Here is a 17,595-nt window from a genome sequence, read left to right on the forward strand (position 1 = left end):
GGCCGATGGTCGAGGTCCGATCCCGCCTTCCGGATGAAGCGGACCCCGTGCCGACCCTGTCCCGCCGATCGATCCTGCTCCTCGCCGCGGGCCTGCCCGTGCTGGCCGGCGCCTGCACGCCGAGCCCGCCCTCGCTGGCCGGCAGCCTGTCGCGCCGCACCGTCGGGCTCGGGCGGTCGCCGGGCGCCACCGCGCTCGTCGCCTTCGACACCACGCCCTTCCCGTTCCACGGCACCGCGCCGGGCCGCGACAAGCCCTTCATGGACGTGAACGACGGCGGCCGGCTCGGCCACTCCTCCTCACGCAACGGCGTGCTGTGGGAGGACCAGACCTACGCGGACAAGCGCGTTCTGCTGTCGATCCCGAGGGGCTTCGACCCGCGCCGGCCGGCGGCGCTGGTCGTGTTCCTCCACGGCAACGAGGCGCGGCTCGACCGCGACGTGCGGGACCGCCAGGGCGTGGTGCGCCAGCTCGACGACTCCGGCATCAACGCCGTCCTGGTCGCGCCGCAGTTCGCCGTGGACGCCAAGGATTCCAGCGCCGGCCGCTTCTGGCAGCCGGGCGTCTTCGCGCAGTTCCTCCGCGAGGCGGGGCGGCATCTCGCCGAGCTCAACGGCACGCCGGAGGCCGCCTTCGTGTTCGACGAGGCGCCCGTGATCCTCGTCGGCTATTCGGGCGGGTACCTGCCGGCCGCCGCGGCGCTGCGCTACGGCGGCGCCGGCCGGCGCGTCCGCGGCGTCGTGCTGCTCGACGCGCTCTACGGCGAGGAGGACACCTTCGCGAACTTCGCCCTGCACCGCGGGCCGGGGTTCTTCGTCAGCCTCTACGGGAAATCCTCGCGCATTGGCAACGAGGCGCTGAAGCGCCGCCTCGCCGCCGCGGGCGTGCCGATCGGCGACGACAGCCTCCCCGAAGCGATCGGGCCGGGTGCGGTGGTGTTCGTCGACGCGGGCGACGCCGTGCCCCACGGCGACTTCGTCACGGGCGCGCTCGGTGGCGACCCGCTGGCGGCCGTGCTGGCGCGGCTGCGCGGCTTCCCGCGCAGCCCGGCGCCGGGGCTGGTGGCGAGCGAGTGATTGCCGGCGCGGAGCCTCCCGCCTAGCTTCGCCCGATGATCACCCTCTACCACCTCGACCGCTCGCGTTCCGAGCGCATCGTCTGGCTCTTCGAGGAGCTGGGCCTGCCCTACCGGCTCGAAACCTTCCTGCGTCGCCCGGACCTCTACGGGCCGGAGGAGATGAGGAACGTCCACCCGCTCGGCCGCGCCCCCGTGATCCGCGACGGCGACACCGTGCTGGCCGAGTCGGGCGCCATCGTCCAATACGTGCTGGCGCGCCACGGCGATGGACGGCTGGAGGTCGCGCCCGCGGCGCCGAACTTCGCCCGCTACCTCTACTGGCTGCACTACGCCGAGGGCAGCCTGATGCTCCAGCTCCTGCGCGAATGGTCGGTCGACCGCATGCTGCCCGACGCCGACGGGCATCCCGGCATGGCGCGGCTGCGGGAGGGGACGCGGCAGCACCTCGCCACCGTGGACGAGGCGCTGCGGGCCTCGCCCTACCTCGCGGGGCCGGACTTCACCGCGGCCGACGTCATGATGGCCTACCCGTTCACGACCTTCCGCCGCGAGATCCGCCCCCTCGACCTCATGCCCTTCCCGGCGATCGAGGCCTGGGTGCGGCGCCTCGAAGCGCGGCCGGCCTTCCGCAAGGCGACGACGCCGGCCTGAACCGAAACCCCGACATTTTCGCTGGTGCGACCCGAAATAGAAAGGTTAACATATCTTAACACGACCGGTGCCTCCGTCCCATGCTGCTCGACGACCGACCCGACGTCGATCCCTCGTTCAGCCGCCCCCTCGCCGGGGCGCGACGGCTCCGTCCGGGCCGGGTCCACGGCGGCCCGCACCGTCCCTCGCCGGATCCGGGGCCGCTCGACGACCTGCCGCCCGAGCTGGCCTTCCTCGTGGCGCAGGGCGTTGCGCCGCCGATCCTGCGCCGGGCCGCGCGGATCGCGGCCGAGATCGGCGTCGCGGGCGAGGACGCGCTGTTCGGCCTCGGCTTTCCGGACGAGCGCTACGCTCGCCTGCTCGCGCGGCACCTCGGCGCCCCCCACCTCCACCATCCCCCGACGCTGGCCCGCGAGCACCTCGACGCCGTGGCGGCGGCCGAGGTGGGCTGGGCGCCGTTGGCGCCCCGACCCGGCGAACCCGCACACGTCTTCGCGCCGCGCGGGGCCGCCCTCCGCCTCCTGCTCGACGAGCACCGCTTCGAGGACGTCGGCACCTACGGCTTCGCCATCACCACCCGCCGCCGCTTCGAGGCCCTGCTGCGCCGCCACGGCGGGGAGGATTTCCGGGAACGCATCGCCTCCGGCCTCGCCGGGTGGGACGCGGCGCTGTCGGCGCGCGGCGGCGTCACGCGGCCGCAGAAGGGGGCGGCTCTGGCCATCGCCGCCGCGCTGTGCGCCGGCCTCGCCGCGGCGCCGGCCCTGACCGGTCTCCTGCTGTTCGCGGCGCTGTTCTCCGTCTTCGCCGCCGCGGTGGCGCAGCGTCTCGTCGTCGTGGCGGCCGGCCGGGGGGCCGAACGGGACCCGCCGGTGCCGCCGCTGCCGGACCGCGACCTTCCCGTCTACACGCTGATCGTGCCGCTGTTCGGCGAGGCCCGCGTGCTGCCCTCCCTCGTGCGCGCCCTCGACGCGATCGACTATCCGGCGGCCAAGCTCGACGTGAAGGTGATGCTGGAGGAGGGCGACCGCGCCACGGCGGCGGCGGTGGCGCGGCTCGGCCTGCCGCCCCGCTACGACGTCATCGTGCTGCCGGGCGGCCACCCCCGCACCAAGCCGCGCGCCCTCAACGCCGCGCTGGAATCGGCCCGCGGCGCGCTCGTCGTCGTCTACGACGCCGAGGACCGGCCGCATCCGGGCCAGCTCCGCGCCGCCGCGGCCCGCTTCGCCTCCGCCCCGGACGACCTCGCCTGCCTGCAGGCCCGGCTGACGGTCGACCACGCCGACGAGACCTGGTTCACGCGGCTCTTCGCCCTCGACTACGCGGCGCTGTTCCACGCCGTGAAGCCGGGGCTGGCGGCGCTCGGCCTCCCCGTCCCGCTCGGCGGCACCTCCAACCACTTCCGCGCCGCGGCCCTGCGCCGCGTCGGCGGCTGGGACGCCTGGAACGTGACCGAGGACATCGACCTCGGCTACCGGCTCGCCCGCTTCGGCTTCCGCGTCGGCTCCCTCGACTCCGACACGTTCGAGGAGGCGCCCCTGTCGCTCGATCGGTGGCTGCCGCAGCGCAGCCGCTGGCTGAAGGGCTGGATGGTGACGCTGCTGGTCCACGGCCGCGACCCGCGCCGGCTGTTCCGCGACCTCGGCCCGCGCTCCGGCCTGTCGGTCGCCGTGTCGCTCGTCGCCACCGTGCTGAGCTGCCTCGCCGGTCCGCCGCTGCTCGCCCTCGTGGCGGTCGAGGGATGGTGCGGCATCCTGTTCCGCGCCGACACCCCGCTGTGGTGGCTGTTCGTGGCCGCGAGCGCGGCCCTGCTGGCCGGCGGCGGCGCCGCGGCGCTGTGGCCCGCCGCGCTCGGGGCGTGGCGCATGGGGCGCTTCGGCCTGGCGGGCTGGCTGTCGACGCTGCCCTTCTACCTGCTGCTCGTGTCGGCCGCGTCCTGGCGCGCCGCCGTCGAGCTGTGGTGGGATCCGCAGCGCTGGAACAAGACCGAGCACGGCCTGGCGCGCGCCCGCGCGCAAGCCCCGCACTGACGCTGCACCGCGGCGGCCGGGCGCGAGGCCGCGCCCCGCATGGCTGTCGCGCGGACCGCGCGGCCGAACTTCGGCAGGTGCGTCCCGTTGGAAAGGCTCGACGGCGCCGAAGACGAACCGAACAGCCCGACGAGATCCGTCCCGGAGGCTCGCGGGCGCGGCGCCGCCGCAACGCCGAAAGAACGATCCATGATCAAGACAGACTTCCGCCCGGCCGTCCTCGCGGCCCTGGCCCTCGCGGTGGGCCTCGCCGTTTCGCCGGCCTTCGCCGAGACCAGCTTCCTCGTGCCGGCCGGCGCGCAGGTCGAGGCCGGCCGGACCGCCGTCGAGGCCGGGCCGACCGCCGTGCCGCCGAACGCCTTCGGCCACTTCACCTGCGGCTACAACGAGCTGCACACCTGCCTCGAGCGCGAGACCTGCGGCGGCACGCACTATCGTCCCGACTTCTGAAGTCGACGTCCGGTCGTATCGGGGCCCGCGGTGAGGAACCGCGGGCCTTCCGCGCGTTAGAAGGGCGTTGCCATCCGCGGCGAAGGCGGGACCATGCCCAACCAGCGCTCCGCCCCCGACGATCCCGAGCCGAGGCGCGCCGCCCCGCGCCCGCGGCGCGGCCCCGAGCCCGCCCCGGCGGCCGATCAGCTCGAGCTCGAGTTCGTGCGCTTCGGCCCGCGCGACCGGGCGCTCGATCTCCGGGTCGACCTCGGCGCCGACACGATCTGGGCCACACAGGCCCAGATGGCGGAGATGTTCGGCGTCGGCGCCGCGGCCGTGTCCAAGGAGCTGGCGACGCTGAGGGCCGAGGGCGGCCTCGGCGCGGTCCGCCCCGGCAGCGCCGGCGCGGGCGAACTCTACGACATCGACGCCATCCTGTGCGTCGGCTACCGGGTCAGCTCCGCCAAGGCCGCCACGTTCCGCCGCTGGGCCAGCCAGACGCTGCGCGCCTCCGCGGTCGACGGATACGCGCTGAACGAGGCGCGGCTGCGCGACGATCCCGCGGCGGGCGACCGGCTGGCGTCGCGGCTGCGCGCCATCCGGGCCGGCGAGACCAACATCTACGAGACGGTGCGGGCCTTCTTCCGGCAGGCCGCGCAGGACCACGACGAGGACGACCCCGCGGCGAAGCGCTTTTCAGCGCTGCTGCGGGACAAGTTCGTCTACGCCATCACCGGGCGCACGCCCTCCGAGGTGATCCTGGCGCGGGCCGACCACGACGCGCCCAACATGGGCCTGACGCGGCTGGCGGGCGACGCGCCCAGCGTCGACGAGGCCCGCATCGCGTCGAACTACCTCGACGGCGACGAGATCTACGCCCTGCACGTGCTGTGCGAACAGTTCCTGCTCTACGTCCAGGGGCAGGCGGCGCGGGGGCGGGCCATGACTATGCGGGAACTCGCCGGCAAGCTCGACGACCTCCTGCGGCTCGACGATTATCCCGTGCTGCCCGGCCACAAGGACGTCCACCGCGACCGCGCCGTGCGGCACGCCGGCGCCGAATACGCCCGCTTCGTGCTGCGCGCCGCCCCGAAGCCGCGCCTCGGCCGCCGGTGATGGACGGCGGCCCGCCGTTGGGCCGCGCCGCGGGTCGAGCCCGGACGGGGCTTCGCCGGTGGCCCCCGGCGAGGCCGCCGGCGGGAGCGAGGCGTCAGGCGGTCGCCTTAGCGCGGCCGCGGCGGGGCTTCTTGGCCGGCTCCTCCGCCGGTGCGGGCTCTTCGGCCTTGACGGGCTCGGGCTCCGGCTCGGCGGCGGGTTCCGGCTCCGGGATGTCGAGCTCGGGCTCGGGCTCCGGCATCTCCAGGGCGGGCGTGCCGGCCTTGCGGCCGAGGCCCATGGTCTTGGCGAGGTTGGAGCGCGCGTCCGCGTAGGCGGGCGCCACCATCGGATAGTCTTTGCCCAGGCCCCACTTGTCCCGATACTCCTGCGGCGACAGGCCGTGCTCGGAATGGAGATGGCGCTTCAGCGACTTGAAACGCTTCCCGTCCTCGAGGCAGACGATATAGTCGTTGGTCACGGATTTCTTGACGGGAACCTTGGGTTGCGGAGGCTCCTTCACGGCCTCCGGCTTGGGGCCGTGAAGGATGCTTCCGAGCGACTCGTGGACCGATTGGAGGAGCGCCGGCAACTCGCCGACCGGGACGGAGTTGTTCCGCACATAGGCCGAGACGATTTCAGCCGCCATCTCGACGACGTTCAGATCTGGTGCATCATCGGACATAGACTTGCTCACTCCTCGCCTTTCTTTGGAGGTAGAGCGGTTTCTTCAGCAAGGCAAGACATGTCGAGCGTCGCGAGCCGTGCGGGAAGAAAAAAATGGTGGAAGTGGCCGCCCTGCGCCGCCGCGGGATGATGTTCGCACTGGAACTGCATGCGTTCGACCCTTGAAGATCGGCGGAGCGCCGCATCGTCGGCCGGACAACAGTATCGGCGCGGCGCTGTCCCGCCCGGCGTCGGCCGAATCACGCGGGCCGTCGCTTCCGCCCGGCCGTGCTGCTTTCGATCGCTTCGCCGCCGGGGGCTGGTATATGGGGCTGGGCGGGAAACAGGGGCGGAACGGCGATTGAACACGAAGGACGGACTCGGGCCGGTGCGCCTCGCGGCCGCGCTGGCGGGCTTGGCCCTGTCCGGCGGACCCTCGTCCGCCTCGCCCGCCCCGGCGCTCCCCGCGGAGCACCACGCCACGGTGGACGCCGACAGCTATCCCTGGTCGGCCGTCGGCAAGCTGTTCAACTCCATCGGCGGCGCCTGCACGGCCGCCGCCATCGCGCCCGACAAGGTGCTGACCGCCGCCCACTGCCTCTATGCCTTCCGGACCCACCGCTTCCTGCAGCCGGAGTCCATCCACTTCCTGCTCGGCTACGCGCGGGGCGACTACCGCATCCACGCCCGCGTCGCCTCCTTCGCGGTGGGGCCGGGCTACGACCCGGCGGACGAGACCCGCACGGCCGCGCGCGACTGGGCCGTGCTGACCCTGGCGGAGCCGCTGCCGGCCTCCGTGCGGCCGATCGCGCTCGCGGCGGCCGTGCCCGCGCCCGGCACCGCCATCGAGATCGGCGGCTTCGCCCAGGACCGGGCCTATCTGATGACGGCCGACACCCACTGCCGCCTGCTGGGCCCTTCGGCGGGCACGCCCGTGCTGGCCCACGACTGCGTGATCGCGCACGGCGACAGCGGCGCGCCCCTGCTGGTGCCGGCCGGCGACGGCGCCGTGCAGGCCTTCGCCGTGACGGTGGGGTTCTGGACGGTCGGCGGCAAGCAGGTCAGCATCGCGGCCCCGGTGACGGCCTCCACCCTGGCGACCGCCGAAGCGCGGCGGTGAGGGCGGGGCCGGACAACAACCTGTCGACGCCTTTCCGCGGCGGTGGCATCCTGTCGGCGCGACACAGGCGCGCGATGCGAGACACGGCCCGATGAGCGACGCGGACACCCGCCCGAAGCACGACGTCGTGGCGCGGCGCGAAGGCGCGCTGGGCCACCTGACGCTGAACCGCCCCGCCGCCTACAACGCGCTGACGATCGACATGGTGCGGACCGTGGACGCCGCGCTCGACCTTTGGGAGCACGATCCGCAGGTCGCGGTGCTGCTGCTCGACGGGGCCGGCGACAAGGCCTTCTGCGCCGGCGGCGACATCCGCGCCCTTTACGAGGCGGCCCGCGCCGGGCTGCGCGGCCCGATCGCGGAGTTCTTTCGCCTCGAATACCGCCTCAACGCCCGCATCGCCCGCTTCCCGAAGCCGATCGTCACCGTGATGCACGGCATGACCATGGGCGGCGGCATCGGGCTCGGCGCCCACGCGTCGCACCGGGTCGTCACCGAGCGCTCGACCCTCGCCATGCCGGAGGTGCGGATCGGCTTCGCCCCCGACGTCGGCGGCACCCATCTGCTGGCCCGCGCGCCGGGCGAACTCGGCCTCCATCTGGCCCTCACGGGCGGCCGGCTCGGGCCCGCGGACGCGCTGATCTGCGGGCTCGCCGACGCCCATGTGCCGAGCGAGCGCCTGCACGAGATCCGCCTCGCCCTGGCGCGGTGCCGCACCGCCGCCGACGTCGAGGCCGCCCTCCGCGAGGTCGCGACCGCGCCCGCGCCGGGCCCCCTCGCCGCCGCGCGGGGCTGGATCGACCGCTGCTACGGGTTCGACGCGGTCGAGGACATCGTCGACGCGCTCGAAGCCGCGCCCGAACCCGACGCCCGCGCCGCCGCGGCCGAGATCGCCGGCAACGCGCCCACCTCGCTCAAGGTGACCCTGCAGGCCCTGCGCGACGCCCGCCTGCTCGACCTCGAGGACTGCCTCGACCGCGAGTTCCGCGTGTCGCTCGCCATCACGGCGCGGCCGGACTTCGTCGAAGGCGTGCGCGCCGCCGTGGTGGACAAGGACCGGGCGCCCCGGTGGCGGCCGGTGCGGCTGTCCGACGTCGGCCGCCGCGACGTGCTGCGCCACTTCGAGCCGGTCGCGGGCGGTGAACTCGGGTTGGGGACGGGCGCATGATCGTCAGGCCGCTCGCGGCGGAGGACCGGGCCGCGTGGGCGCCGCTGTGGCGCGGCTACCAGGAGTTCTATCGCGTCGCCATCCCGGACGACACCACGGCCGTCACCTGGGCGCGGCTGCTCGACCCTGCGGAGCCGATGGCCGGCGCACTGGCCTGGGACGGGCCGCGCGCGGTCGGCCTGGTGCACCACGTCCGCCACCGCTCGACCTGGACGGCCGGCGACTACTGCTACCTGCAGGACCTCTACGTGGAGGCCGGCGGCCGCGGCCGCGGCACCGGGCGCGCGCTGGTCGGCCACGTCGAGGCGCTGGCGCGCGAGGCGGGCTGTTCCCGCCTCTACTGGCTCACCCACGAGACCAACGCCGAGGCCATGCTGCTTTATGACAGGATCTCGGAACGGTCGGGCTTCGTTCAATACCGCAAGGCGCTGACATGACGACGAGAACCGGCCGCGCGCGACGCTTCCCGTTCCGCGGCGTCGCACCCCTGCGCGGGCGCTCGACCCCTGTTGCGCCCGCCTGTATAACCCATGACAGCGGAGCGACCTGAGGCCCCCTGCGGCTCGCTCTCCTGATCGGAGAGCTTTGGCCTTGGTGTCGACCCCCGAAAAGCCGCCCACCTACGGCCCCGTCAGCTCGGTCACGGGCAGCGGCCCGTCCGGGGTCGAGGACAAGCATCACGACATCTTCTTCGCGGCCGTCGAGACGACGCGCATGCCGATGATCGTCACGGATCCCTATCAGGACGACAACCCGATCATCTTCGCCAACCGCGCCTTCTCCCGCATGACGGGCTACGAGGTGAGCGAGCTCGTCGGCACCAACTGCCGCTTCCTGCAGGGCCGCGAGACCGACCCCGACACCGTCGCCGAGATCCGTCAGGCGGTGGCGGACCGGCGCCAGTTCTCCACCGAGGTCCTGAACTACCGCAAGGACGGGTCGAGCTTCTGGAACGCGCTGTTCATCAGCCCGGTGTTCGACCGGGCGGGCGAGCTCGTCTACTTCTTCGGCTCCCAGCTCGACGTGTCGCGCCGCCGCGACGCCGAGCTGGCGCTGCATCAGGCGCAGAAGATGGAGGCGCTCGGCCAGCTCACCGGCGGCATCGCCCACGACTTCAACAACCTCCTGCAGGTCATCTCAGGCTACACGGACGTGGTCCAGACCCTGGCCGAGAAGGGCCGCGGCGGTGCGCCCGTGAGCGTCGACCGCCTGAGCCGGGCCGGCGACGCCCTGCGGCAGGCGACCGACCGCGCCAGCACGCTGACGCACCAACTGCTCGCCTTCGCGCGCAAGCAGCGGCTCGAAGGGCGGCCGATCAACCTCAACACCCTGTTCGGCGCCATGAGCGACATGGCGGAACAGACGCTCGGCGGCAACGTCACCCTGCGCCGGGCCTTCGCGCCCGACCTGTGGAACTGCCGCATCGACCCGACGCAGGGCGAGGTGGCCATCCTCAACGTGCTGATCAACGCCCGCGACGCCATGCCGGACGGGGGCACCATCACGGTCGGCACCGCCAACCATCTCCTGACGGACCCGGACGAGGCGCTCCGGCGCAACCTGACGCCGGGGCCCTACGTGGCCGTTTCGGTCGACGACGACGGGGCCGGCATGCCGCCGGAGATCCTGGCCCGCGTGATGGAGCCCTTCTTCACCACCAAGCCGGAGGGCAAGGGCACGGGGCTCGGCCTCGCCATGGTCTACGGCTTCGCCAAGCAGTCGGGCGGCACGGTCGAGATCGAGTCGGTGGTGGGGCGCGGCAGCACGGTGACGCTGCTGTTCCCCGCGACCGACCAGGTCAGCGCAGCCGCCGTGCCCTCGGCCCCCCGCGCGGCCGACCGAGACGGCACGGAAACCGTGCTGGTCGTCGACGACCGGCCCGACGTGGCCGAGACGGCCGGCATGCTGCTGGCCGACTTCGGCTACACGGTGCTCACGGCGCACGGCCCGGAACAGGCGCTCGCGCTGCTCGACGGCGAGGCGAGCGTCGACCTGCTGTTCACCGACCTCATCATGCCCGGCGGCATGAACGGCGTCATGCTGGCCCGCGCCGCCCGCGAGCGCCAGCCCAGGATCAAGGTCCTGCTGACGACCGGCTACGCCGAAGCGTCGCTGGAACGCACCGACGCCGGCGGCAGCGAGTTCAACATCATCATGAAGCCCTACCGGCGCCTGGAACTGGCGCGCCGCGTCCGGCGCGTGATCGACGGGCCGACGGGCATCGGCTGAGCCTCCGGGCGCCCCGCGGGCCGGACGACGCCTCAGTCCGGATGGACCGCGACCGCGTCCGGAAACTTCGCGGCGCCGCGGATGTTGGTGGCGGCGGACCGAACGTGCACCCCGGTCCGCGCCGGTCGCGGAGCTGCGCGCGGACAGCGCCGCCCCCGAGCTCCCCCGGCAGCCCCGCAGGAGCGAGGACCTCAGCCGGACATGGATTTCGACTTCTCCCGAGCGCTCGCATCGCTGCGCGGCATGGCGGCCGGCTTCTTCACCCTGCTGCCCTACCTGATCGTGGCGCTGATCGTCTACGCGCTGTTCCACCTCGCGGGCCGCTACGCGCACCGGGCCCTCCTCTACCTGTCGGAGCGCCGCCGGCAGCACCGCAATCTCGGCCGCGTGCTGGGGCGCCTCGCCCAGGGCGGGCTGATGCTGGTCGGGCTGCTGGTCGCGCTCGTGATCGCCGTGCCGTCCTTCAAGCCCGGCCAGCTCGTGCAACTGCTCGGCATCAGCGGCGTCGCCATCGGCTTCGCGTTCCGCGACATCCTGCAGAACTTCCTGGCCGGCATCCTGATCCTGCTCACCGAGCCCTTCCGCATCGGCGACCAGATCGCGGTCAGCGGCTACGAGGGCACGGTCGAGGAGATCGAGACCCGCGCCACCTCGATCCGCACCTACGACGGGCGTCGCGTGGTGATCCCCAACGCGACGCTGTTCTCCCAATCCGTCACGGTCGACACCGCCTATTCGCACCGCCGCCTGCAATACGACGTCGGCATCGGCTACGGCGACGACGTGGACCGCGCCCGGGCCATCGTTCTGGAGGCGATGCGCGGCGTCGAGGAGGTGATGGACGAGCCCGCCCCGGAGGTGCTGGTGGTCGACCTCGCCGGCTCCAGCGTGAACCTGCGCATCCGCTGGTGGATCGAGCCGCCGCGCCGCGCCGACGTGGTGGCGAGCCGCGACCGCGTGCTCCAGGCCGTCAAGGAAGCGCTGCAGGGCGCCGGCATCGACCTGCCCTATCCCACCACGCAGGTCCTGTTCCACGACCAGACCGAGGAGACCGACGGCGACCGCGCGCGTCAGCGCGAGGGCTGGCCGGCGGGACCGGACGGCCATCCCGCGCCGCGCGACCTCGTCGGCGCGCTGCGCGCCGGGCGGGGCGAGCGCAGGGAGGGATGGCCGTGACCGCGGGCCCGGACGCGCCTTGGGGGGGGGCGGGGCGAATCCGTCGCCGATCGGGCTCGTATCCCGCCGCCGCCGGCAGAGCTCCGAACTCAGGTCAACGCAGGGCCGCCGGGAGCGCCCTTCTCCCGCTGGCGGGAGAAGGTGGCGCCGCGAAGCGGCGACGGATGAGGGTGGGACGCGCGCCGCATCGACCAGATGTCGACCCTGCGTCGCATGTCGAACCTGTCGCGACCCCTCATCCGGCGCTTCGCGCCACCTTCTCCCCAGAGGGGAGAAGGGCGAAGCGGCACCGTCGACCTGAGTTCGGAGCCCCGCCGCCGCCGGGGCCGGAATTGACCGCGGCCGCGTCAGCCGGTCAACTGCTCCGGCAGGGGAGAAACACCATGGCGGCGATCGCGTTCATCGGGCTCGGCAACATGGGCGCGCCCATGGCGGCGAACCTCCTCAAGGCCGGCCACACCGTCACGGGTTTCGACCTCAGCCCCGCCGCCCTCGATGCCGCGCGCGCGATCGGCATGGCGGTCGCCCCGTCGGCGGCCGCCGCGGCGGACGGCGCCGAGGTCGTCGTGACGATGCTGCCGGCGGGGGACCACCTCGTCGAGGCCTACGAGGGCGGTCTCGTGGCCGCTGCGCCCACGGGCGCGCTGTTCATCGACTCCTCGACGGTCGACGTCGCCTCGTCCCGCCGCGCCCACGATCTCGCGGCGGAGCGGGGGATGATGGCCGTGGACGCGCCGGTGTCGGGCGGCGTCGCCGGCGCCGAGGCCGGCACGCTCACCTTCATGGCCGGCGGCACGCCCGAGGCGGTCGAGCGCGCGCGGCCGTTCCTGGCCAGCATGGGCCGGCGCGTGGTGGCCTGCGGCGGCCCCGGCGCCGGCCAGGCCGCCAAGATGTGCAACAACATGATCCTCGGCATCTCGATGATCGGCATCTCCGAGGCCTTCGTGCTGGCCGAGAGGCTCGGCCTCGACCACCAGGCGCTGTTCGACGTCGCGTCCACCTCGTCCGGCCAGTGCTGGGCGCTGACGAACCACTGCCCCGTGCCGGGGCCGGTGCCGGGCAGCGCCGCCAACCGGGGCTACAGGCCCGGCTTCGCCACGGCCCTGATGCTGAAGGACCTGACGCTGGCGCGCGACGCGGCCGAGAGCGTCGGCGCCGACACGGCGCTCGGCCGCCACGCGCGCGACATCTTCGCGGCCTTCGCGGCGGGGGGAGGGGCGGGGCTCGACTATTCCGCGGTGATCGAGGCGGTGCGCGGCGGGGCGCGGTCCGGCGTCGCCGGTCCATGAAGCTTCCGTCACGTTGGGCCTGAGGCGGGCACAAAGGGGCCTCGCCGCGGGTTCACGGGGGCGCGGCGCCCCGCCCGCGCCCGACCCCTGGACGCCATGACTCCCCCCGCCGACCCCTCGTCCCGCCGCGCCCTGCTGATCGTCAACGAGCACAGCCGCTCGGGCCGCGAGCGCGGCGACGAGGCCGAGGCGGCCCTCGCCGCCGCCGGCCTCGCCGTCACGCGCGGCCACACGCGCTCGCGCGAGGACGTGTCGCGCCGCATCCGCGACGCGAAAGGCGAGGTCGACCTCGTGGTGGTGGGCGGCGGGGACGGGACCATCAACGCCGCCGCCCCCGGCCTCATCGCGACGGGGCTGCCGCTCGGCGTGCTGCCGCTCGGCACCGCCAACGACCTCGCCCGCACGCTCGGCCTGCCCCCCGACCTCGACGGGGCCGTCGCGGCCATCGCGGCGGGCCGCACGCGCCGCATCGACCTCGGCGAGGTGAACGGTCACCCCTACTTCAACGTCGCGAGCCTCGGCTTCGGGGTCGACCTCACCCACGCGCTGACGGCCGACGCCAAGAAGCGGTGGGGCCCGCTCGGCTACGCGGTGGCGGGCCTGCGCGTGATCCGTCGCCTGCGGCCGTTCCACGTCGACATCGAGATCGGCGGCGAGCGCCACGCCTCGCGCACCGTGCACCTCGCGGTGGGGAACGGGCGGCACTACGGCGGCGGCATGACGGTGAGCCACGACGCCGAGATCGACGACGGCCGGCTCGACGTCTACAGCCTCGAGGTCGGCAGCGTGTGGAAGCTCCTGCTGCTGCTGCCCGCGCTGCGCAGCGGGCAGACGCGGGACTGGACCGAGATCCGAACCCTCGACGGCTCCGAGATCCGCGTGACGGCGCATCGCGAGCGGTCGGTCAACGCCGACGGCGAGATCGTCACCCGCACGCCCGCGGTGTTCCGCGTGCTGCACGACGCCGTGACGGTCTACGCGCCGGGCTGACTCCCTCGCACATTCGGCCCGTCCGCCCCCGCGCGGGCTAAGGACGGGCGGCCGAGGCTTCGGCGGCCTGTGGGCCCCGAACGCGAAAGGGCGGAGGCTCGCGCCCCCGCCCTCCCGAACGCCGATGATCGCTCGATCAGTAGGTCGCGATCGTGGTGCCGCCGAACGGGGCGCCGATCACGCGGAACGGCACCTGGACGATGTCGCCGATGGCGCGCAGCGGGGCGCCGATGAGGACGAGCGGGTTCTGCGCGACGCTGCCCGTGGCCGGGAAGATGCCGTTGATGGCGCGGAACGGCAGCGACACGACGTTGCTGGCGAAGCCGAGCGGCCCGGTGATGAGGGTGCCGGGGCCGGTGTTGCCGATCGGCGCGGGGGCCACCACGACGGGAGCCTCGGCGGCGACGGTGCGGCGCACGGTGAGCGGACGGCGGCTGGCCTCGGCCGAGCGCACGGTGCGGACCGGGCGGCGGTAGACGGCGCGGCTCGGCGCGTAGCCGTTGATGCCGGTCGCCTGGTCGGAGGACAGCGTGTTGGGCTGCATGCCGTTCGGGCCGTTGGTGAGGCTGCTCTGGGCCGAGGCCGACAGGTCGCTGGCGGCGAGGGCCAGGGTGGCGACGGCGGCCGCCGCAGCGATCTTCTTGATGGTGGTCATGATCCGTACTCCAGACGATGGTCGCGGGCAGAATGCGCGGCGACGGCCATCGGTTCATTCCGCTGCGGCAGGTCTGCCCCGCGGAGGCCGCTTCGACGCCGCCAGCGTGTCCGCATCAGGGCGCCGCGGCGGCGTCCCCGCCCATCGCGGCGTTTCGGAGCCCGCGCGTGGCAAAGATGCGACAGCGCCTCCGCGGCGACCTCTTCCCTCTGCCGGTCGACCCACGGCTCCGCGCGGCGTGGCGATCCCGTCACCGCCGCCCCGGCTCACGAAAAAGTGAGATGCCGATCTCGGCTCCTCTTGCGGGGGCAAGGACCGTCACCACATCAGGGGCACGCGGGCCACAACGGACGCGTGATTTCGAGAGGTTCCGGCCAGCAACGCCGGGATCGCATGTCGCTCCAGTGAGGATGTGTTCAGATGCGCCAGTACGATCTTTCCCCCCTTTACCGTTCCACCGTCGGCTTCGACCGGCTGTTCACGATCCTCGACCAGATGTCGGGCGTGGACGCCTCGGCCCAGACCTATCCGCCCTACAACATCGAGCGGACCGGCGAGAACGCCTATCGTATCTCCGTCGCCGTGGCGGGATTCTCCGAGGATGATCTGTCGATCGAGACCCGCGAGAACGTCCTCCTGATCCGCGGCGCCCGCAAGACCGATGCGTCCGAGACGCCGAAGACCGAAGTGCTCTACCAGGGCATCGCGGCCCGCGCCTTCGAGCGCCGCTTCCAGCTCGCCGACCACGTCCAGGTGACGGGCGCCGCCCTGGAGCACGGCCTGCTCCACGTCGACCTCGTGCGCGAGATCCCCGAGGCTCAGAAGCCCCGGCAGATCGCCATCGGCACCAACGCCCGCGCGCCGAAGGTCGTGGAGTCCAAGGTCGCCTGACCGGCGGGCGCGACCGCGCGATCGAGGCAGGGGCGTCCCTCACGGGGCGCCCTTTTTCGCGTCCGCGCTGCTATTCGGCGGCGAGCGGCATCACGACGATCTCGGCCGGCTTCGGCGCCAGGCCGATCTGCGCGCGGCGGTCGCGCACCGCGGCCCGCACCTGGTCGAGCGCCATCCCGAAGGCCGCGAGGCGCCGGTCGTCGACGCGCGGCAGCGAGCCGTCGAGCGCCCGCGCCATCAACTGGTCGGCCTCGCCCTGCAGCGCGTCGAGCTCCTCGCTCGACGCGGCGGCGCGCGCCTCCCCCATCAGGGCGATCAGGCGGGCGACGTCGAGCTCGAGCTGCGGCGTGCGGGTGCCGCTGAGCCGCCCCATCACGGCGGTGACGCCGGACGCCAGCACGCCGAGCAGCATGGCGCCGATGTAGATCATGTCGCTGTATTTATCGAAGAAGGTCTGCTCGTCGTCGTCGATATAGGCCGCGGATCCGGCGTGGACGGGCAGGGACGCGCCCTTGTCGGTGCTCGGCGCCTCGATCCGCATGGCGATCGGCGCCGTCGCGGCGATCGGGCCCTTCTCGGTCAGGAAGAAGCGTGTCAGCCCCGCGACGAGGTCCTGCGACACGTTCTCGTTGGCGACGAGCCGGTGGGTGATGCTGAGCGTGTCGTAGTCCTTGCCCGGCCGGGGCGGCGTCCCGCCGAAGATGCCGCGCAGCACCTCGGTCTTCTCGTAGGCGGGCGAGCGCGACGCGATGGCCTCGGCCTCGGAGATGGGCAGGAAGACCACGGTGCCCTTTGCGGGCTCCGCCTCGTCGTCCTCCTCCTCGTCGTCGCCCTTGTCGGCCTTGGCGATCCTGGCCGGCTTGGCGGCCGGGGGAGCCTTGCCCTTGGCGGGTTTCGCCGCGGGCTTGGCGCCCGCCTTGGCCGGAGCCGGGGGAGGGGGAGCCGCGGCGGGCGGCGGGTCGATCGTCGACACGGTCCGCACGATGGCGCGCAGGGCCGAGTTGGACAGCACGTCGACCGCCATCACGGCCGATATCCGGTGCGAGCGCAGCGCGGCCTCGATCTCGTCGGGCTTGAGCTGCACCGTGGCGACGCTGTCCGGCTTGAGGTCGGCCTCCGCCAGGACGTTGGCGAGCAGGCTGAGGTTCCCGGCCCCCATGCGCAGCACGCCGACCGTGTGCCCCGGCAGGTCCGCCACCGTCTTGATGCCGCTCGACGCCGGGGCCACCAGCACGGCCGAGTCGCGGTGCAGGATCACCACGGTCTGCGCGTCGCCGGGGATCGCCACGTCGGTGCGGATCACCGCGAGGTCGGCCCGGCGGGCGTCCACCGCCTCAGAGGCCGCCTTGGCGTCCTCGACGAGCTGGATCTGCAGGCGCGCCGGGTTGTGGCTCCGCTTGAGGAGGCGCGCGGCGGAGTCGATCAGCGCGCGGTCCGGCTCGTCGTTCTGGGACACCGCCACGGTCAGCCGCGTCGGCCGCTCGTACCACAGCGCGCCGCCAGCCGCGGCCGCACCCAGGGCCGCGACCGCGCCGAAGGCCGCCAACATCAACGGGCGCTGCATGGACGCCGCCTTTCCGAGCCCCGGGTCACCGATCTCCCGCCATCCCACGATGAGTTGTGGCTTATTGTGAGGCCGTCATGATGAATCATCGGCGCGAACGGAAGGTTCATCCGCCGTCCGTTCCACGCCGATGCGCCGCGGTCAGGCCGCGGCGCGCAGCACCTGGAACAGGTAGAACCCGTTCATGCGCACGGCCTGGTGCGCGATGGCGCGCTGGAAGCCGGGCAGCGCCTGGCGCTCCGCATGCTGGCCGCCGAAGTCCCACTCGCCGGAGAACAGGAAGCGCGGCACGGCCGTGTCGGCCGGCACGGCGCAGCAGATGTCGCCCTCCTCGCGGCGGCGGAACATGTTCCAGATCTGGGGTTCGTGTTGCGTCCCCATGGGTCGAGGGTCCTCCTTGGCTGGATGACGGGGCCGTGAGGCCGTCCGTCGGCCGATGCCGATACGCCGACGCGGGTCCGCCGAAGCGGATCCATGACCGGCAATGCGCGAACATCGGAGTCGGTTACGGCGGCATCGCGGCGCGCCGCGCGGGGCCGCGAAAAACGGAACCCTTCCAATCTT

General features: G+C 73.4%; 18 protein-coding genes. 13 read left to right on the forward strand and 5 right to left on the reverse strand.

What is annotated here, in order from left to right; translation table 11 throughout:
- Positions 1-47: 47 nt before the first annotated feature.
- From L7N97_RS17900 to rhuM, 5 genes are all read left to right on the forward strand, one after another.
- Complete coding sequence (locus L7N97_RS17900; protein WP_237479655.1) at positions 48-1,076, forward strand: alpha/beta hydrolase; 1,029 nt, start codon at positions 48-50, stop codon at positions 1,074-1,076.
- Positions 1,077-1,111: 35 nt separating this feature from the next.
- The gene (locus L7N97_RS17905; protein ID WP_237479656.1) at positions 1,112-1,729 is read left to right on the forward strand and encodes a glutathione S-transferase family protein; all 618 of its coding nucleotides are present in this window, start codon (positions 1,112-1,114) and stop codon (positions 1,727-1,729) included.
- A gap of 80 nt (positions 1,730-1,809) precedes the next feature.
- Positions 1,810-3,756 carry a glycosyltransferase gene (locus L7N97_RS17910; RefSeq protein WP_237479657.1) on the forward strand — a complete coding sequence of 649 codons (1,947 nt, stop codon included), beginning with the start codon at positions 1,810-1,812 and terminating at the stop codon, positions 3,754-3,756.
- A gap of 189 nt (positions 3,757-3,945) precedes the next feature.
- Positions 3,946-4,206: a hypothetical protein gene (locus L7N97_RS17915; protein ID WP_237479658.1), complete on the forward strand. Its 261-nt coding sequence runs from the start codon at positions 3,946-3,948 to the stop codon at positions 4,204-4,206.
- 93 nt (positions 4,207-4,299) lie between these two features.
- Entirely contained in the window at positions 4,300-5,304 is a 1,005-nt protein-coding gene (gene rhuM, locus L7N97_RS17920; RefSeq protein WP_237479659.1) for a RhuM family protein, read from the forward strand.
- 94 nt (positions 5,305-5,398) lie between these two features.
- On the opposite strand, the gene L7N97_RS17925 is transcribed toward rhuM, so the two are convergent.
- Complete coding sequence (locus L7N97_RS17925) at positions 5,399-5,968, reverse strand: Ros/MucR family transcriptional regulator (RefSeq protein ID WP_428981002.1); 570 nt, start codon at positions 5,966-5,968, stop codon at positions 5,399-5,401.
- An 8-nt stretch (positions 5,969-5,976) separates the two neighbouring features.
- The gene (locus L7N97_RS17930) at positions 5,977-6,120 is read right to left on the reverse strand and encodes a hypothetical protein (RefSeq protein ID WP_237479660.1); all 144 of its coding nucleotides are present in this window, start codon (positions 6,118-6,120) and stop codon (positions 5,977-5,979) included.
- A gap of 190 nt (positions 6,121-6,310) precedes the next feature.
- Between L7N97_RS17930 and L7N97_RS17935 the strand changes: the two genes are divergently transcribed.
- From L7N97_RS17935 to L7N97_RS17965, 7 genes are all read left to right on the forward strand, one after another.
- On the forward strand, positions 6,311-7,069 hold the full coding sequence (locus L7N97_RS17935) for a trypsin-like serine peptidase (protein ID WP_237479661.1): 759 nt from the start codon (positions 6,311-6,313) through the stop codon (positions 7,067-7,069).
- A 91-nt stretch (positions 7,070-7,160) separates the two neighbouring features.
- Positions 7,161-8,237, forward strand: coding sequence for an enoyl-CoA hydratase/isomerase family protein (locus tag L7N97_RS17940; protein WP_237479662.1), 1,077 nt, complete (start codon positions 7,161-7,163; stop codon positions 8,235-8,237).
- Complete coding sequence (locus L7N97_RS17945; protein ID WP_237479663.1) at positions 8,234-8,674, forward strand: GNAT family N-acetyltransferase; 441 nt, start codon at positions 8,234-8,236, stop codon at positions 8,672-8,674. The genes L7N97_RS17940 and L7N97_RS17945 overlap by 4 nt, the downstream gene beginning before the upstream one ends.
- Before the next feature lie 154 nt (positions 8,675-8,828).
- Entirely contained in the window at positions 8,829-10,466 is a 1,638-nt protein-coding gene (locus L7N97_RS17950) for a histidine kinase famiy protein (protein WP_237479664.1), read from the forward strand.
- A gap of 201 nt (positions 10,467-10,667) precedes the next feature.
- Positions 10,668-11,642, forward strand: a complete 975-nt coding sequence (locus tag L7N97_RS17955) for a mechanosensitive ion channel family protein (protein ID WP_237479665.1) — start codon at positions 10,668-10,670, stop codon at positions 11,640-11,642.
- Positions 11,643-12,025: 383 nt separating this feature from the next.
- A complete protein-coding gene (gene mmsB, locus L7N97_RS17960; RefSeq protein WP_237479666.1) occupies positions 12,026-12,931 on the forward strand; it encodes a 3-hydroxyisobutyrate dehydrogenase in 906 nt (301 codons plus the stop codon).
- Positions 12,932-13,027: 96 nt separating this feature from the next.
- A complete protein-coding gene (locus tag L7N97_RS17965) occupies positions 13,028-13,921 on the forward strand; it encodes a lipid kinase (protein WP_237479667.1) in 894 nt (297 codons plus the stop codon).
- A 136-nt stretch (positions 13,922-14,057) separates the two neighbouring features.
- Here L7N97_RS17965 and L7N97_RS17970 read toward each other — a convergent pair whose 3' ends face one another.
- Positions 14,058-14,576 carry a hypothetical protein gene (locus tag L7N97_RS17970; protein WP_237479668.1) on the reverse strand — a complete coding sequence of 173 codons (519 nt, stop codon included), beginning with the start codon at positions 14,574-14,576 and terminating at the stop codon, positions 14,058-14,060.
- Between the two features lie 420 nt (positions 14,577-14,996).
- Between L7N97_RS17970 and L7N97_RS17975 the strand changes: the two genes are divergently transcribed.
- The gene (locus L7N97_RS17975) at positions 14,997-15,467 is read left to right on the forward strand and encodes an Hsp20 family protein (RefSeq protein WP_237479669.1); all 471 of its coding nucleotides are present in this window, start codon (positions 14,997-14,999) and stop codon (positions 15,465-15,467) included.
- 70 nt (positions 15,468-15,537) lie between these two features.
- On the opposite strand, the gene L7N97_RS17980 is transcribed toward L7N97_RS17975, so the two are convergent.
- Entirely contained in the window at positions 15,538-17,031 is a 1,494-nt protein-coding gene (locus L7N97_RS17980; RefSeq protein WP_237479670.1) for an ABC transporter substrate-binding protein, read from the reverse strand.
- A gap of 141 nt (positions 17,032-17,172) precedes the next feature.
- A complete protein-coding gene (locus L7N97_RS17985; protein ID WP_237479671.1) occupies positions 17,173-17,412 on the reverse strand; it encodes a hypothetical protein in 240 nt (79 codons plus the stop codon).
- Positions 17,413-17,595 lie beyond the last annotated feature (183 nt).

This window comes from Lichenibacterium dinghuense (assembly GCF_021730615.1).
GTDB lineage: Bacteria > Pseudomonadota > Alphaproteobacteria > Rhizobiales > Beijerinckiaceae > Lichenihabitans > Lichenihabitans dinghuensis.

What these genes read in the sequence shown, in the direction of transcription:
- L7N97_RS17940 (WP_237479662.1), top strand. Translation starts at nt 7,161, where the DNA reads ATGAGCGACGCGGACACCCGCCCGAAGCACGACGTCGTGGCGCGGCGC.
- L7N97_RS17910 (WP_237479657.1), top strand. Translation starts at nt 1,810, where the DNA reads ATGCTGCTCGACGACCGACCCGACGTCGATCCCTCGTTCAGCCGCCCC.
- L7N97_RS17985 (WP_237479671.1), bottom strand. Translation starts at nt 17,412, where the DNA reads ATGGGGACGCAACACGAACCCCAGATCTGGAACATGTTCCGCCGCCGC.
- L7N97_RS17975 (WP_237479669.1), top strand. Translation starts at nt 14,997, where the DNA reads ATGCGCCAGTACGATCTTTCCCCCCTTTACCGTTCCACCGTCGGCTTC.
- L7N97_RS17970 (WP_237479668.1), bottom strand. Translation starts at nt 14,576, where the DNA reads ATGACCACCATCAAGAAGATCGCTGCGGCGGCCGCCGTCGCCACCCTG.
- L7N97_RS17905 (WP_237479656.1), top strand. Translation starts at nt 1,112, where the DNA reads ATGATCACCCTCTACCACCTCGACCGCTCGCGTTCCGAGCGCATCGTC.
- L7N97_RS17955 (WP_237479665.1), top strand. Translation starts at nt 10,668, where the DNA reads ATGGATTTCGACTTCTCCCGAGCGCTCGCATCGCTGCGCGGCATGGCG.
- L7N97_RS17930 (WP_237479660.1), bottom strand. Translation starts at nt 6,120, where the DNA reads ATGCAGTTCCAGTGCGAACATCATCCCGCGGCGGCGCAGGGCGGCCAC.
- L7N97_RS17915 (WP_237479658.1), top strand. Translation starts at nt 3,946, where the DNA reads ATGATCAAGACAGACTTCCGCCCGGCCGTCCTCGCGGCCCTGGCCCTC.
- rhuM (WP_237479659.1), top strand. Translation starts at nt 4,300, where the DNA reads ATGCCCAACCAGCGCTCCGCCCCCGACGATCCCGAGCCGAGGCGCGCC.
- L7N97_RS17925 (WP_428981002.1), bottom strand. Translation starts at nt 5,968, where the DNA reads ATGTCCGATGATGCACCAGATCTGAACGTCGTCGAGATGGCGGCTGAA.
- L7N97_RS17945 (WP_237479663.1), top strand. Translation starts at nt 8,234, where the DNA reads ATGATCGTCAGGCCGCTCGCGGCGGAGGACCGGGCCGCGTGGGCGCCG.
- mmsB (WP_237479666.1), top strand. Translation starts at nt 12,026, where the DNA reads ATGGCGGCGATCGCGTTCATCGGGCTCGGCAACATGGGCGCGCCCATG.
- L7N97_RS17965 (WP_237479667.1), top strand. Translation starts at nt 13,028, where the DNA reads ATGACTCCCCCCGCCGACCCCTCGTCCCGCCGCGCCCTGCTGATCGTC.
- L7N97_RS17980 (WP_237479670.1), bottom strand. Translation starts at nt 17,031, where the DNA reads ATGCAGCGCCCGTTGATGTTGGCGGCCTTCGGCGCGGTCGCGGCCCTG.